A 17,044-nucleotide genomic window follows, 5' to 3' on the forward strand; every position below is an offset into this window, starting at 1 on the left:
AAATATTTTAACACAAAGCAGGAACGAACACACGTCCCTGTCTGTTACACGTCACGCTTACGCAGGCGAGCGATAAAAAAACCGTCCGAGTGGAACTGCTGCGGCAAAATTTGCACCATGCCAGACGTAGCCGCCTTCGGGTCAATCTCCGTGAAAACATCCGCTGGCAGCGGAGCTAGCTCGAACTCGCTGTGTTCGGCAAGAAAACGCTCGACCATGCCCTCATTCTCTGCCTGTTCAATCGTGCACGTGCTGTACACCAGCACACCGCCTGGCTTAAGCAGACGATGTACATGACTCAGAATCGCATACTGCGTTTCACTGATCGCTTCGATCTCCGCCTCCTGTTTCGCCCACTTGAGATCCGGCTTGCGGCGAATAACCCCAAGGCCAGAGCAAGGTGCATCAAGCAGGATGCGGTCGAACGACTCCGCCGCAAAATGCTCATCCAGCTTCGCAGCATCCATCACGAGCGTCTGAATCGACGATAGTCCCAGACGCTCCGCTTGATCTGCGATTAATTTCTGCTTGTGCTCATGCAGATCACAAGCCCAAATCTGACCCACATCGTCCATCTTCTCCGCGATGTGGGCGGTCTTGCCGCCAGGGGCGGCGCAGCAGTCCAGCACCTTCATGCCTGGACGCGGGTCAAGAGCCTCAGCGACGAGCATCGAGCTCTCGTCTTGAATCGAGAAGTCCCCTTGCTGGAAGCCGGGGACTAACGCCATGTTCCCGGCCCCCTGCACAAGGATGCCGGCCGGGGCCAGCTCTGACGCTTCCGCGCTGAGGCCGCTAGCTTGGAGCTGCTCCAGCAGCTCCAAGCGGCTGCGCCGCCTCGCGTTCGCGCGAATGCTCACGTGCGGCGGCTCGTTGTTCGCCGCACAGATCTGTTCCGTCAGCTCAGGTCCGAGCTGACGGATCCACCGGCGCACAAGCCATTCCGGATGGGAATGGCTCAGTGCGATGCGCTTCACGTCGCCGAGCGCAGCCGGCAGCGTGAGCTCGTCCTTGCTGCGGATGATCGCGCGCAGCACGCCGTTGACCATGCCCGAGATGCCTTGGTGGCCTCGGCGCTTCGCAATATTGACCGCTTCGCTCACGACCGCATGGTCAGGGATGCGGTCCAAGTAATGCAGCTGATAGAAGCTCAGCCGCAGCAAGCACCTCACCCAAGGCTCCAGCTTCGCAAGACCCTTGCTGACGAAACGCTCCAAGAAGAAGTCAATCGTATTCTGGCGCCCAATTGTACCGTACACTAACTCCGTCGCCAATCCCGCGTCTGCACGCTCAAGGGCATGCTTCTGCAGCACTTGGTTCAACAGCAGATTGCTGTAGGACTGATTCTCTTCAACTCGAATAAGTACATCCAGTGCCGCATCACGGGCAGAACGCTTAACAGCGCTGCTCTTCGCAGCGCCCGAGGATGATTTTGGCGCAGAGGGCTTACCCGATCTCTGCGAATTCGTATGTCCATGTTGCGGACGAGTTGGTTTAGTCGTAGACAAAATCAAATACCTCATTTTTTTCGTGGCATTGTAAATTGATTTTCATCAATCTCAAAAATTATTCTTACATGAGCCCATTCGGCCCAAACGTGCGCAATATTTCGATTTTACCTTTACGCGTTCCCCAGTACCGTACCCGCAGGAATTTGCACGCCGCGAATGAATTCAGATACTGGCATCGCCTTTTTGCCAGCAGGTTGAATCTCCGTTAGCCACAAGGTACCTGCTCCCGTCATGACTTCAATCCCTTGCTCGCTGCAGCTAAGCACAGTTCCTGGCACTATACCAGACCGATCTTGACCTGATTGCTTAGGCTTCAAGCTCGCCCATACCTTCAGCACATCTCCATTCCAGAACGTGTAAGCGCCAGGATATGCGTTTAATCCCCGAATGTGATTCCATAGCTCCGTTGCAGAGCGTGACCAATCCAAAAGCTCATCTTCCCTGCGAATATTAGGGGAATAAATCGCATCAGCCTCATTCTGAGGAACAGCCTTGATCCGACCAGCCAATAAATCTGGCAGCGTCCGCTTCAGCAAATCAGCCCCAGCTATACTCAGCTTCTCAAACAACATCCCCGTCGTATCCGTATCCTCAATCGGAAGTGCAACACGCGAGATCATGTCTCCCGTATCCAATCCAACCGCCATATACATGATGGTTACGCCGGTTTCGGCCTCACCTCGCATGACAGCATGATGAATCGGCGCTCCTCCCCGATATTTCGGAAGCAGCGATGCGTGAATATTAATGCAGCCATACTTAGGTAAATCTAACACCGATTTCGGTAAAATTTGGCCATAAGCCGCTGTTACGATTAAATCTGGTGCAAGCTGGCGAATCAGCTCAACGGAATCTGCTTCACGCAGCTTCACTGGTTGAAGCACCGGAATCCCATGCTTCTCCGCCTCTACCTTCACTGGCGTCGGCGTAAGGACGCGTTTGCGTCCCTTCGGCCGATCCGGCTGCGTGACAACCGTTGTCACGTTATAGCCTTCCTCCAAGAGTGCCTGCAAGGAGGGTACTGCGAAATCTGGTGTACCCATGAAAATAATATTCACGCTTCTTCTTCCTCTTCTTCATCGGCCGTATACGTTTTGACCGCAAGATCCGTAAACAATACGCCATTTAAGTGATCAATCTCATGGAAAATACAACGAGCAAGCAGCTCCGTGCCTGTCACTTCAATCGGGTTGCCATTACGATCTTGCCCTTTCGCCGTTACGTTCAGCGCACGAAGGACATCACCACGAAGACCAGGAATACTCAAACAGCCTTCTGGCCCCATTTGCTCACCACTGGAAGTAACGATCTCTGGGTTTACCATTTCGATCAAACCGCCATGTTCTTCACCGCAATCCATAACAATTACACGTTTCAGAATACCGATTTGTGGAGCAGCAAGACCTACGCCTTCCGCCTCATACATCGTATCTGCCATATCATCAAGCAATTTATGCAGATTGGAATTAAATTTCGTAACTGTGATCGCTTTCTCGCGCAGCACAGGATCTGGATCTTTAACAATAATACGAATAGCCATGAATGTGCACCTACCTTTAAGTCTTCTCGATTAGGGGTTATTACATCAAATATTGCGGGTCAACATCCACGCTTATTAGCAGCTTTTCTTTGGCTGAGCGTTCCTCAAACCAAGCTACTGTCTTCCCAACGATCTCTGCAGCTAAATCTTCCCCACGATATTTTACCACGCATTGGAATCGATATCTATCTTTGATTCGGGAAATAGGCGACGCAACAGGTCCTAACACATCAAAATGAAAGGATGAATCCATCGATACGGCTTCCGAAAACAAATCTACCTGCTGTCTCGTATAAGGGAGCGCGATCTCTTTCAACCGTGTAACAAAGGCTTCCGCCATGCGCACCAAGAGCGGTACTTGCTCGTGTGAGAACGTAATTAAAATCAATCTTTGATAAGGCGGATAACCTAAATTAGCACGAATATCCATCTCATGGTTGGCAAACGCAATATAATCATGATGACTCGCATATTGCACACTGTAATGCTCAGGGGTATACGTTTGTACAAACACTTCTCCTTGCTTCTCATGCCGTCCCGCTCGACCTGCAACTTGCGTTAAGAGCTGGAACGTTCTCTCAGCGGAGCGAAAATCAGGTATATTTAGCACCGTATCCGCCGCGATGACCCCAACTAAGGTAACATCAGGAAAATCTAACCCTTTTGCCACCATCTGCGTCCCCAGAAGAACATCCGCCTGCTTCTCGCGAAACATCGTCAACCATTTCTCATGAGAGCCCTTTTCAGTCGTTGTATCCACATCCATACGGATGACCCTAATGCCAGGAAATATCTTACTGAGCTCTTCCTCAACACGCTGAGTCCCGGTCCCAAAATGGCGAATATGCTCGGACTGACAGCTCGGACACTCCTTCACTTCACGCTCTGCATAACCGCAATAATGACAACGCAGGGCATGTGAGCTTTGGTGATACGTTAATGAAATGTCGCAATGCGGACACTGTGAAACGAAACCGCACGTCCGGCACATCACGAAAGTCGCGTAACCGCGTCGATTCAGCAGCAATACTGTCTGTTCTTTCTTGTGTAACCGTTCTTCGATCGCTTTATACAAAGATCTGCTAAACATCGACCGATTGCCGGTTTTTAGCTCCTCACGCATATCCACAATCGTCACGGGCGGCATAGGTCTGCTAGCAACGCGTTCCTTCATGGTCAGCAATGTAAAAGGAGGTTTAGGTCGATCCCGCCTGCGTCTCGTTTTCTCCATACTTTCCAGAGATGGCGTAGCGGAGCCTAGCACCACAACTGCATCTTGCTGCTTCGCCCTTTGAACAGCAACATCACGAGTATGATATTTCGGACTCTCTTCTTGCTTATACGAGGATTCATGCTCTTCATCTATAATGATCAAGCCAATGTTCGTAAAAGGGGCAAAAATCGCCGAACGTGCGCCGATTACGACCTTCACTTGCTTGCGTGTAATTTTACGCCACTCGTCATATCGCTCGCCATTGGACAGTCGGCTATGCAAAACAGCAACAAGGTCGCCGAATCTCCCTTTAAAGCGCTCCACCATTTGCGGCGTCAATGAAATTTCCGGCACAAGAACAATGGCTTCCTTATCCATATCCAAGCATTGCTGGATGGATTGTAAGTATACTTCTGTCTTTCCGCTTCCCGTCACGCCATGCAGCAGAAATACCTCATGTCGATCTTCGGCCACCGCATCGCGAATAGGGGCAAACACGCCGCTCTGTTCCTCCGTCAGAGTAAGCGGCTTCGTCCGTTCAAAAGCACGCCCCATATACGGGTCGCGCATCACTTCCACCTCGCACAGCTCAATCCAGCCGCGATCCGCCAAGCTTTTGACCGTGCTTGCTCCGACCTCAATCGTTTCCATCAGCTCCGTCAATCGAATGGCATGCGGATGCTCGATCAAATATCGCAGTACATCCTTCTGCTTATTCGCTCTGGCCGGAAGTTCAGCAAGGCCTTCTTCCAAGCCACGACCATCTGCTGGAGGAAACACGGTTAGCGCCTTTTTGGTATTCATCCGGTCCTTCACTAGCTGTACTTCCGTCAGCCTACCCGATGACAGCAGCTCTTTGATCAGAGCGCCTTCCTTCGAAAAACGCTCCAACAGCACGTCCATGGAAACCGATTCCTTACTCTTCACAAAGCTAATAATAGCTTCAATATCTGGCATATCGAGAAAAGATTGATCCTCAGATTCATCCCCTACGATAATTACACGCTCATATTTCGCTTTCAAAGCCGCAGGAAGCATCGCCTGCAGAGCCGTTACTTCATGACACATATACATACGACTGATCCAGCGTCCAAGACTGACAAGTTCACTCGTCAAGGGTGGGACCAGATCCAACACATTTTGAATCGGCTTGATGCGCTTCGCATCGACTTGCGTTTCCTCTTGCAGTTCAACCACAAAGCCTTGCAGAACACGTGGTCCAAACGGTACACCCACTCGGCTGCCGACTTCGACCCACTTACTCAGAGATGAAGGCACTTCATAGTCGAACGCCCGATTGGTTTGCTTGGCTGGGACATCGACAATGACTTTGGCGTACATCAGGATTCCCCCGCCGCGGCAGCCATTCGCTCTGCAGCGAGTTCGAGCAGTTTGCGCGCAACGTCCCATTTACTTTGTATAGGCAGTGCTTGTACAAGCCCGTTCTGATCATAGAAGCGAACCACATTCGTATCCCCGCCAAAGCCAGCACCCACTTGTGACACATCGTTCCCTACGATGAGATCACAGTTTTTGCGCTTCAGCTTGTCCATCGCATGTTCATCCAACGCTTCCGTTTCCGCTGCAAACCCGATGACGAACTGTTTCTTTGTCTTCAGCGTCCCGATTTCCTGCAAAATATCGGGATTCTTAATGAGCTCAAGCGTCAGCGAGTCCGCTTTCTTCTTGATTTTTTGCTCAGCAACCACAGCAGGACGATAGTCGGCTACAGCAGCAGCCTTAATGATGAGCTGGCTTTCTCCGAGCCTGCTTAACACCGCTTCGCGCATATCCAGCGCAGACTGCACAGGAACAAGCTGAACACCTTCAGGTACGGTTAGAGCCGATGGTCCTGAAACCAATGTTACCTTCGCCCCCATCCGCACAGCTTCTTCCGCAATCGCATAACCCATTTTGCCTGAAGAGTCATTGGTCAAATAACGAACAGGATCTAGACGTTCTACCGTGCCTCCGGCCGTCACTAACACATGTTTACCTGCTAAGCGCCCAGGCTCCCCTTGAAAATGCCGCTCAACCGCGGCAAAAATCTCCTCTGGCTCAGCAAGACGCCCCTTGCCCACATAGCCACAGGCCAGTTGCCCTTCACCTGGTTCAATAAAACGGACGCCGCGACGAAGTAACGTCTCCATGTTGGTTTGTACCGCAGGATTCGCGTACATGTGCACATTCATCGCAGGTGCCACCCAGATCGGTGCCATGGTTGCAAGCAGCGTAGTACTCAGCATATCATCGCCAAGCCCTAAAGCTAGTTTGCCGATCGTATTCGCCGTAGCTGGGGCGATCAGCACAAGATCCGCGCTGTCCGCCAAATTAATATGAGACACAACTGCGGGATCCTTCTCATCGAAGGTATCGACAAAAACATGATGCCGTGACAAAGTTTGAAACGTTAACGGCGCAACGAATTGCACCGCGGAGCGTGTCATAATGACCCGCACAACAGCCCCAGCTTGTGTTAATTTACTCGTTAACGCCGCAGCCTTATAAGCCGCAATGCCTCCACAGACACCGAGCACGATCGTTTTGCCTTGCAATACACCCATGGGAATCCCCTTTCGAAATGCCAAATGAGAAAAAAATAACAACCACGAGGGTTGTTGGGTAAGGCAGTTTATTTCTTCGCGTATTTCTCGCTCTCGTTTGTGTTAATTTTCTCATAACCGATGTAATTACCATAAAGTTCTTCTAAGGCAACACCAACATGTTTATGAGCTTTCTGGCCTTTCAAATCCGATTTCGCACCATCACGAAGGGATCTCGCTCTTTTGGAAGCTGCAACAACTAGGGAGTATTTGCTGTCTACGATATCAAGTAGTTTATCAATTGAAGGGTATAACATTCAATTCACCTCATCCATCCATTGTACGATTTTTGGAAACATACGATCTTTTTTGCAATGCTCAGCGGCTAATATCGCTTGTATTTTCGCGCATGCGGTATCTACATGATCGTTCACGATCGCATAATCATAGTGTTCCATCAGACGAATTTCATCGATGGCCACTGACATGCGACTGCGGATGACCTCATCCGTTTCCGTGCCACGTGTAACAATACGATTCTCAAGCTCATCTAGAGATGGCGGCAATAAGAAAATAAATACACCTTCGTCAAACTTCTGCTTGACCTGAAGTGCACCTTGAACCTCGATTTCCAAGATCACATCGTGGCCTGAACGCAGCGTCTCCTCTACGAAACGTCTTGGTGTTCCATAGAAGTTGCCCACATATTCAGCCCATTCCAGCACTTCATCGGTTTCAATCAACTGCTGAAACTGCTCGCGGGTTTTGAAAAAATAATTAACACCGTCTACTTCACCTTGTCTAGGAGAACGTGTTGTCGCTGATACCGAGTAGACAATATCAGGAGCAACCTTGCGCAGCGCCGCACAAACCGTTCCTTTACCAACACCAGACGGTCCGGATAAAACAATCAGAATACCTCTCTCACGCTCAAGAGTGTTCGTATTACTCGTCATGATCATCGTCCTTATTCGAAAGTCTATGCGCTACCGTCTCTGGTTGTACTGCCGACAAAATCACATGATCGCTGTCCGTGATAATAACGGCACGGGTTCTTCTACCATATGTAGCGTCAATCAGCATGTGACGATCACGCGCTTCTTGAATGATTCTCTTGATCGGAGCGGATTCTGGACTCACGATCGAGATAATGCGGTTCGCCGATACGATGTTGCCGAACCCGATATTGATTAATTTGATAGCCATCTAGGACTTCCTCCTCGCGAAGCACATGCAAGCTTCACTCGATATTCTGTATTTGTTCCCGCATTTTCTCAAGCTCTGCTTTCATCGCAATCACTCTAGCCGTAGGCTCCGAATGATTCGACTTCGATCCGATCGTGTTCACTTCCCGATTCATTTCTTGAATCAAGAAGTCCAACTTTCGACCAACAGGCTCTTTGTCTAAAAGCAATGCCTCACATTGCCCAAAATGACTCTTCAGACGCGTTAATTCCTCATCCACATTCGAACGATCTGCGAAGAGAGCAATCTCAGTCGCTAGGCGTTGCTCATCTACAGGTATCCCATCGAGAACGAGGGACTGAATGCGAATCGTCATCTTCGTCGCATACTCCTGAACGACTTGAGGAGCAAGTGCTTCTAACTCGATATGAATTCGCTTCATCTCGGCTAGGCGTTCGCGGATATCCTGCTCTAAGAATTCACCCTCGCGGTGTCTCATTGTGGATAGCTGAGCGACAGCCTCCTGTAAGCAGGTGCATAGCTCCTGTTCAATCTCGTCATCAGGCTCTTGACGTACGTCTTTCATTTGAATCAGCTCAGGAAGTTTCAATAAATCGTTGAGGTCTACCTGACCCGTGATCCCATACCGTTGCTTCAACTGCTCAGCTGCTTCCAGATAAGCATCTGCCAAAGCATAATTAACCGTTACGTTCTTCGGGGAAGCTGCTTCACGTTCCGCCGTGATGAAGACATCTACTCGTCCTCGCTTCACAGCATGCAATACCGTTTTCTTCAAAGCGTCTTCAAAAGCCGCCCATTCCTTCGGCAACCGAATCGACACTTCACTATACCTATGATTGACCGATTTCACATCGATAAACACGTTGTATCCCGCAAAAGAACGATTCGCTTGTCCGAACCCGGTCATACTGCAAATCATTCTAATCACATCCATTACCCTATTTTAATTCATTTTGAAAGTGGGTACAAGTGGAAATCATGCCTTTTCGACTTTTCCCACACATAGTTCGTCAGATCTACGCACATTTCATACGCCAGAAATGGCGTCATCAGATAAATACCATTAAAGTATTGCATCGCCGTATCCAGCAATTCTTTGGCAATTTCCACACCCATTGCGCGGCCTTCTGGGCCTTTCAAGCCATCCATCCGTGCTCTAACTTCATCCGATAGACGAATACCTGGGACCTCATTGTGCAGGTATTCGGCATTGCCACCACTAGCCAGCGGGGCGATTCCGATGAAAATAGGAATTTGCAAATGCTTGGTCGCTTCATAGATGTCTTCAATGAGCTTCGCATCGTACACAGGCTGCGTCATGATATAATCTGCGCCTGCCTCAATCTTGCGCTCCAAGCGCTGAACGGCTTTATCTAAATGCTTCACATTCGGATTGAATGCCGCACCAACAACGAAATTAGCCTTCTGCTTCAAAGGTTTACCTGAGAAGGCGATGCCTTCGTTGAGCTGTTTGATCATCCGAATAATTTCGAATGAGGTAAGGTCATACACAGAGCTGGACCCGGGGAGATCGCCAAACTTGGCGGGATCGCCGGTCACGGCCAGCACGTGGTCTATCCCCAGCGCGTGCAAGCCCATGAGATGGGACTGCGTCCCAATCATGTTGCGGTCACGACACGCGATGTGAATGAGCGGACGCGCGCCCAAACGCTCCTGCACGAGGTAGCCGAGTGCTAGGTTGCTCATGCGCGTCACAGCAAGGGAATTGTCGGCCATCGTAATGGCGTCGACATGCGCGTCCTGCAGGGCCTTCGACCCCTGCATGAACTTCTCGATGTCGAGATCCTTCGGAGGATCCAGCTCGACAATGACAGTTTTGCGCTGCTTCACGATGTCCAGCAGAGAAGGTATGCCCGCCGGCGGCGCAGGCTTCGCCGGTGCCGGCTCGATCACGATCGCAGCGGCTCCGACAGGAGCTGCGCCTGGTGCAGCCGGCACGTAGCCTTGCAGCGCCTTCGCCACAGCGGCGATGTGCTCCGGCGTCGTGCCGCAGCAGCCGCCGATGATGCGCGCGCCAAGATCGGCAAAGCGCAGCGCGCTTTCGGCGAAGTACTTCGGCGTCGCCGTATACGTATAGTGCCCGTCTACGTAGTCGGGCAAACCTGCGTTCGGAAACGCCGAGAATGGAATGCCAGGAATCGGGGCGATCTTCTCCATCGAACGCAAAATCCCGTTCGGGCCTACTCGGCAGTTGAAGCCGATCACATCAGCACCTTCATCACGCAGCCGCAGGAAAGCTTCTTGCAGCGGAACACCGTCCTGCGTGCTGCCCGTGCCCTCATTGGCAAACTGGCAAATCACAGGAAGTCCACTCATGCTGCGGATAATTCGCAAAGCAAGCTGCAGCTCTTCCAAATCGTAGAAGGTCTCTAATAACAGCCCGTCAACTGGTGAGTCAAGCAGGATACCTATCTGTTCCCGTAAGGATTGCTCAACCTCAGAGGTTCTCACATTCTTCCGCTTGCCGGCGCGAATAGATCCAATGGCTCCAACGACATAAGCGTCATCGCCAACAGCGTTCCTAGCCAGCTCAACACCCGCACGGTTAATGGCTTCAACATCGCCTTCCAACCCATATTTCGACAATTTCTCCCGATTCGCCGAAAACGTATTCGTTTCAATAAGACGAGCACCTGCCTCGAAATAACGGCGGTGCACGTCAGCGACCGTTTCTGGTCTTAGCAAATTCAATTCTTCATATGAAATGCCGACGGGAAATCCCATCTGATATAAGTATGTCCCCATAGCGCCGTCACCGGTCAAAATCTCCTGTTGCAGCGCTGCACGAAGATCCAATTTCATGCATCATTTCCCCTATCTATAGTTTGCCTGTAAACACTTCTTCTGCAGGCCCCGTCATATAGACGTGATTGTCCTCTTCCAGCCACTCGATGAACAGGTCTCCACCTTTGAGTGAAACGGTCGCTTCACGATCAGATAGACCATTCAGCACGGAAGATACTAGCGTAGCACACGCACCCGTTCCGCAAGCAAGCGTAGGCCCAGCGCCACGCTCCCAAACACGCATATCCGTATAAGCGCGATCTCGAACGGTTGCGAATTCGACATTTATTTTACGCGGAAACATAGGATGTGCCTCAAGCTTAGGCCCCCATGTTGCCAGGTCAAAATTCACAGCATCCTCTACATAAATGACACAATGCGGATTCCCCATGGACACCGCTGTGAAACGAAACGATGTGCCTTCTACCTCGATTGGATAATCGATCACCTCGTCAGCATCAACAGTCGTTGGTACCTGAAGTCCTTGTAGAATGGGCTCTCCCATGTCCACACGTGCAGTCACAACTCGACCATCATGCACATGTACTTGAACCTTCTGTACACCAGCGCCAATGGTCTCAATAGTAATTTCAGTAGCATCAATCAACTTATGATCGTAAACATATTTAGAAACACAGCGGATCGCGTTGCCGCATTGCTCGGCCTCAGATCCATCCGAGTTGATAATGCGCATTTGAAAATCAGCTTTCTCAGAAGGAAGAATAAAGACAACACCGTCAGCACCGATGCTAAAAAATCGATTACATAACTGAATGGCCAACTGGTCCGCCCCGGCAGGCAGCTCTTTCTCTCCGGCTACGACAATAAAATCATTGCCAAGACCGTGCATTTTCGTAAAATTCATGTCAAGCACCCCTATGTGCGGTTTAGCCATTATCATAGCGTAAAATCGTCGGTATGCATAGCCCTGCGCCCTCGCAGCACGTCATAGTCGCTAAATCGCCATAGTTGTAAATCTACAGTGACTTTTGGAGTTGGTGCAGTTGGTGGGAGTTTGCTAGGGGGATGAGATGGGATAGAGTAAGGATTAGCGTGTGTTGGTGGGATGAGTTACGGTAGGTGAGTAGTGTGAATTGGGTGTGCTGAATAAATTACTGGAAAACCTACATCTATTTCGAGCGAATATGATCTAAAATTGAGTTTAAATGGAAAATGTGTAGTTAATCCCTTCCATTCTATTCAAATCCAAAGAAAACCCCGAAAATAACTGGAGAAAATCTATTTATTCGGAGATTCAAGGGAAATTCCAGTATATTAACTGTATAAAATACATCTACTCGTAGGCGGAACGGGAGTCTGGTGAGTCAGTGTCGAGGTAAAGATGGGGCCCTAAACAGGAAAAAGCTGCCTCACGGCAGCTCTCCATCTTTCCATCTCTCAATGTCCCTTATCGGAAGCTCGGTTTAGACGATTTATTATACACAGAGGCGCTTGAACCTCTCGAACCTCTTGAACCTTTGTTGCGTTTAGGCGATAACACGCTGCCTAGACCCATAAAGAAGGTCGGAATACCAGCTGCAATTAAAACAAGAATCCAATCTTTCCAGCCTAGAGGAACGGTTTTGAAGATCGGTTGGAGTGCTTCGATGTACATAACGCCGAGCATGAGTATGAGCGATGATAGTACAGCCAGAACAAGGTACTTATTTTGCAAAGGATTCCGGTGGAAAATGGAACGTGAACTGCGACAATCAAAGACGTGGATGAGCTGCGCCATAACCAAGGTCGCAAATGCGACACTTTGTGCTTTTAACAAGGTCTCTGCATCCGTTGGATTCACGCGTAAGATGAGCCAGAAGGCCCCCAGTGTGCATACTCCGATGAGGATACCACGGGAAATAATTTTCCATCCTAAGCGTCTTGCAAAGATACTTTCCTTCGCTGAACGCGGCTTATGCTGCATGAGGTCTTTCTCCGCCTGATCCACACCTAGTGCCATCGCCGGCAGACCATCAGTCACTAAATTCACCCAAAGAATTTGAATAGGCACAAGCGGAAGCGGTAGCCCCGCCATCATGGCGATGAACATCGTCATAATCTCGCCAACGTTAGAGGCAAGTAAATAACGAATGAACTTGCGGATATTTTCATAGATGCTGCGCCCCTCTTCAATCGCTGCAACGATCGTCGAGAAATTATCGTCGCTAAGAATTAAGGAGGAAGCCTCTTTGGATACATCGGTTCCCGTAATCCCCATAGCAATTCCGATATCAGCCGCTTTAATGGCGGGTGCATCGTTAACGCCATCACCCGTCATGGCAACAACGTGTCCATTGCGCTGCAACGATTTCACAATACGCAGCTTATGCTCAGGGGACACCCTCGCATAAACGTAGGTATCATTGACTTTGGCGTCTAGCTCATCATCCGATAGCTGTCCAATTTGCTGACCGCTCATACTGACACCATTGGTCGGAATCATCCCTAGCTGCTTCGCAATGGCTTCTGCTGTCGTTTGGTGATCCCCGGTGATCATAACGGTCTTGATGCCCGCTTTACGGCATTTGGAGATCGCTTCACGTACTTCTTTGCGCGGAGGATCAATCATACCCGTTAACCCTACGAAGACTAAGCCATTCTCAACATCCTCGTGATCATCATATCGATCACTCGCTTTAAGTTCCTTATAAGCAATACCCAATACCCGCAGGGCTGATTTGGCCATACCTTCATTCGCTGAGATGACCTTTTGTTTCAGTGTTGACGTGAAAGGAATGACCTTGCCATCCCACAAAATGTAACTGCAATGCTGCAGCAACACATCCGGCGCCCCTTTGGTACAAGCCATACGGCCATTCTCGGAGGACACGAGTACAGACATCCGTTTGCGTTCCGAATCGAAAGGGAACTCGGCGATCCGTTTATATTTTTCACTCAACGAAACTTGTGTAATCCCACTCTTGGCACTCAGAACAACTAAGGCTCCTTCTGTTGGATCCCCTTTAATGTTCCAAATCGAAGCTGCTCCCTCGCTGCCCTCTTTCCCTTTCTTTCTCTTTGTTTCTTGTTTTTCTTCGATTAAGGTTGCGTTATTGCAAAGGGCTGACACGTGGAGTAGCTTCGAAAGTGTTGGATGCTTGTGTGCGTCCGTATGTTGACCGCTCAGAAGAATGTTACCAACGGGCGCATATCCGTCTCCTGTAACCTCAAGCACATCACCACCGACCCATAAATGGGTCACAGTCATCTTGTTCTGCGTGAGCGTCCCCGTTTTATCTGAACAAATAACGGAAGCACAACCTAACGTCTCCACCGAAGGCAGCTTCCGGACGATCGCTTTCCGCTTAATCATTCGCTGAACGCCGAGCGCTAGTGCGATAGTTACAATCGCTGGAAGCCCTTCTGGAATAGCAGCAACAGCTAAGCTGACGCCTGCTAAGAACATCGCATACGGTGGTTGTCCATGCATGATACCAGCTACAACAACAAGAATCGTTAACGCGATTGCGACGATAATTAAGATTTTACCTAGCTGCTCCAAACGGTGCTGTAGCGGTGTTTCCATGGATTCAGTATTTTGAATCAGGTCAGCGATTTTGCCCATTTCCGTGCCCATCCCGATTCGAACGACAACTGCTTTCGCCGTGCCACGAGAAACCATCGTCCCCATGAAGCCCAGATTACGCTGATCCCCAAGCGGTACTTCGTCATGAGGAATAGGCGCAATCGATTTACTGACGGCAATGGACTCACCGGTTAAGGCGGACTCTTCAATATAGACGCCATTCGTCTCGAGAAACCGAACATCTGCTGGAACTCTATCTCCGCTCTCCAGGAACACAATATCACCTGGCACCAGATCACGCGCCGGAATTTGATGAACGGCTCCTTCTCTCCACACATTGGCATTCGGCGCAGACAGCTCTTTCAGTGCACGTAGTGAGCGTTCCGCTCGAAACTCTTGTGTAAAACCCAAAATCCCATTCATCACAATAATGATGACGATGGTAATCGCATCTAAATATTCACCTAGCAAGCCGGATATCAGAGTCGCCCCCAATAGCACCAGCACCATGAAATCTTTAAATTGATTTAAGAGCAGTGTGATTGGTGATACACGCTGCCCCTCTGAGAGCTCGTTTCGCCCTACCTCAGCCTGCCGTTTCCAAGCCTCTTCCCAGGGCAATCCTTGCTGTATATCCACCTGCTGCAATTGCAAGACATCCTCCGAGTTCAACTGGTACCACTTATTCTGACTCATCCGCCCTTCTCCCTCCCACATCCACTTGATCTTGTCTCACACTTATACGTATTTGTATTCAGACAAGCAGGAAAATATCCCTGAAATCATCTTTCCTGTCCAGAGCCCCTTAAGTTTTTGTGAAAAGTATGGCATCATAGAGATTAGCAAAGTTGTCAGCTCCGGTATGCAGAGGTAACGGTAATGACAAATGACAACTAGCCTCAAAGAATGGAGTTGTATGCATCATGGCTTTAGACGGACTCGTCCTTCATGCAATTGTTCACGAACTTCAAATGTATGTAGGAGGCCGCATTAATAAAATTCACCAACCGAGCGAAAATGACGTCGTACTTCAAATTCGCACCCAAAGGCAGAACGTGAAGCTGCTCCTTTCCGCCAACCCTACGTATCCACGCGTCCAAACGACAGAACAAGTTACCATGAATCCGATGGATGCGCCGATGTTCTGTATGCTGCTTCGCAAATATTGTGAAGGTGGCGTCATTGAGGTCGTGGAACAAATCGGTATGGAACGTGTCATTCGTTTGCAGATTCGTCATCGTGACGAATTAGGAGATATATCCCTCAAGCATATTATTGTGGAAATCATGGGACGTCACAGCAATATCATTTTGCTTGATCCAGCTACAGGAACGATTCTAGATGGGATCCATCATGTGACGCCAGCTATCAGTTCTTACCGGGTAGTCATGCCAGGGAGTACATATGTGACACCGCCTGAACAAGATAAGCTAAATCCACTTGAGGTTGATAGCGCAGCGTTCATCCAGGCATTAGAGCGGACATCGGCGTCAGATGAGGTTTCCGTATCTCCATCGCCGATTAAACCTGAGCAGCAGCTGGTTGCTGCATTCAGCGGACTCAGTCCACTGATCGCCAAGGAAATCGTATATCGGAGTATGCAAGGAAATACGGAAGTCGATACCACATCGCTTTGGCAGGCGTTCAGTGAAGTCATGACCGCGATGCGCGAGGATCGCTATGAACCTGTCATTGTAGAGCAAGAACCTACAGGCAAACTATTCTTCGCGATGACACCACTTACGCATATCAAGGGCACGTCGAAATCATACGCTACGCCAAGCTTGTGTTTGGAGCAATTCTATGGCGACAAAGCGGAAAGAGATACGGTTAAACAACGTGTATCTGATTTATTGAAATTTTTACAAAATGAAGTCAATAAAAATGTAAAAAAACTGGAAAAGCTCCAGGATACGATCGAAGACTCCAAGGACGCGGATAAATATCGCATTCTCGGAGAACTGTTAACCGCCTCGCTTCATTCGATCAAGAAAGGCGACAAAGAAGTCCAAGCCATAAATTACTACGATGAAGATCAGGCGATGATTACCATCACATTGGACCCGCTTCTTGGCCCGGCGGAAAACGCTCAGCGCTATTTTAAGAAATATAGTAAATTGAAAAATAGTACGGTTATCGTCGAGGAACAGATTGCCCAAACGCATCAAGAGATCACCTATCTCTCGACGCTGCTGCAGCAGTTGAGTGTTGCCTCCTTGCCAGATATTGAAGAAATTCGTGATGAGCTTATGGAGCAAGGCTATGTGCGCGACCGCAACAAAAAGCAGCGTAAGAAAAAGAAAAAAGACAAACCAGCTCTAGCCTGCTACGAATCCAGCGAGGGTGTTCCTATCTATGTTGGGAAAAATAATACGCAAAACGAATATCTGACGAATCGTCTTGCTTCTTCTATGGATACATGGTTGCACACCAAGGATATTCCTGGCTCCCACGTCGTCATTCGCGGTGAGTTCAGCGACACCACCTTACTTGAAGCCGCGCAGCTAGCTGCTTACTTCAGTCAAGCCAAAAACTCCAGTCAAGTTCCTGTGGATTATACAACAATCAAACATGTCCATAAACCAAACGGCTCGAAGCCTGGCTTTGTCATTTATGTGAATCAGAAGACACTTTATGTGACCCCGGAAGAAGAGGAAATCAAGCAATTGAAAGTGACCATTAAATAGACATACAAAAAAACCT

General features: G+C 49.3%; 13 protein-coding genes. 1 reads left to right on the forward strand and 12 read right to left on the reverse strand.

The window, feature by feature from the left end; all coding sequences use genetic code 11:
* Positions 1 to 44: 44 nt before the first annotated feature.
* From rsmB to ASL11_RS08315, 12 genes are all read right to left on the reverse strand, one after another.
* Positions 45 to 1,520, reverse strand: coding sequence for a 16S rRNA (cytosine(967)-C(5))-methyltransferase RsmB (rsmB, locus tag ASL11_RS08260; protein WP_082595331.1), 1,476 nt, complete (start codon positions 1,518 to 1,520; stop codon positions 45 to 47).
* 98 nt (positions 1,521 to 1,618) lie between these two features.
* A complete protein-coding gene (gene fmt, locus ASL11_RS08265; RefSeq protein WP_235550424.1) occupies positions 1,619 to 2,566 on the reverse strand; it encodes a methionyl-tRNA formyltransferase in 948 nt (315 codons plus the stop codon).
* On the reverse strand, positions 2,563 to 3,048 hold the full coding sequence (def, locus tag ASL11_RS08270) for a peptide deformylase (protein WP_056612351.1): 486 nt from the start codon (positions 3,046 to 3,048) through the stop codon (positions 2,563 to 2,565). The genes fmt and def overlap by 4 nt, the downstream gene beginning before the upstream one ends.
* Before the next feature lie 40 nt (positions 3,049 to 3,088).
* A complete protein-coding gene (priA, locus tag ASL11_RS08275; protein ID WP_056612354.1) occupies positions 3,089 to 5,602 on the reverse strand; it encodes a primosomal protein N' in 2,514 nt (837 codons plus the stop codon).
* Positions 5,602 to 6,825: a bifunctional phosphopantothenoylcysteine decarboxylase/phosphopantothenate--cysteine ligase CoaBC gene (gene coaBC, locus ASL11_RS08280; RefSeq protein WP_056612360.1), complete on the reverse strand. Its 1,224-nt coding sequence runs from the start codon at positions 6,823 to 6,825 to the stop codon at positions 5,602 to 5,604. The genes priA and coaBC overlap by 1 nt, the downstream gene beginning before the upstream one ends.
* Positions 6,826 to 6,893: 68 nt before the next feature.
* Positions 6,894 to 7,121, reverse strand: a complete 228-nt coding sequence (gene rpoZ, locus ASL11_RS08285) for a DNA-directed RNA polymerase subunit omega (protein WP_056612362.1) — start codon at positions 7,119 to 7,121, stop codon at positions 6,894 to 6,896.
* On the reverse strand, positions 7,122 to 7,760 hold the full coding sequence (gene gmk / locus ASL11_RS08290; protein ID WP_056612367.1) for a guanylate kinase: 639 nt from the start codon (positions 7,758 to 7,760) through the stop codon (positions 7,122 to 7,124).
* Entirely contained in the window at positions 7,750 to 8,010 is a 261-nt protein-coding gene (remA, locus tag ASL11_RS08295) for an extracellular matrix/biofilm regulator RemA (protein WP_009672664.1), read from the reverse strand. The genes gmk and remA overlap by 11 nt, the downstream gene beginning before the upstream one ends.
* Before the next feature lie 34 nt (positions 8,011 to 8,044).
* Complete coding sequence (locus tag ASL11_RS08300; protein ID WP_056612374.1) at positions 8,045 to 8,929, reverse strand: YicC/YloC family endoribonuclease; 885 nt, start codon at positions 8,927 to 8,929, stop codon at positions 8,045 to 8,047.
* A 29-nt stretch (positions 8,930 to 8,958) separates the two neighbouring features.
* Positions 8,959 to 10,833, reverse strand: coding sequence for a bifunctional homocysteine S-methyltransferase/methylenetetrahydrofolate reductase (locus tag ASL11_RS08305; RefSeq protein ID WP_056612376.1), 1,875 nt, complete (start codon positions 10,831 to 10,833; stop codon positions 8,959 to 8,961).
* A gap of 16 nt (positions 10,834 to 10,849) precedes the next feature.
* Complete coding sequence (gene dapF / locus ASL11_RS08310; RefSeq protein WP_056612380.1) at positions 10,850 to 11,680, reverse strand: diaminopimelate epimerase; 831 nt, start codon at positions 11,678 to 11,680, stop codon at positions 10,850 to 10,852.
* 543 nt (positions 11,681 to 12,223) lie between these two features.
* Positions 12,224 to 15,037, reverse strand: coding sequence for a calcium-translocating P-type ATPase, SERCA-type (locus tag ASL11_RS08315; protein WP_056612382.1), 2,814 nt, complete (start codon positions 15,035 to 15,037; stop codon positions 12,224 to 12,226).
* A 227-nt stretch (positions 15,038 to 15,264) separates the two neighbouring features.
* Here ASL11_RS08315 and ASL11_RS08320 point away from each other — a divergent pair, with 227 nt between their 5' ends.
* Positions 15,265 to 17,028, forward strand: a complete 1,764-nt coding sequence (locus ASL11_RS08320) for an Rqc2 family fibronectin-binding protein (RefSeq protein WP_056612384.1) — start codon at positions 15,265 to 15,267, stop codon at positions 17,026 to 17,028.
* The last annotated feature ends 16 nt before the right edge of the window (positions 17,029 to 17,044 follow it).

The organism is Paenibacillus sp. Soil750 (assembly GCF_001428045.1).
Classification (GTDB): domain Bacteria; phylum Bacillota; class Bacilli; order Paenibacillales; family NBRC-103111; genus Paenibacillus_E; species Paenibacillus_E allorhizoplanae.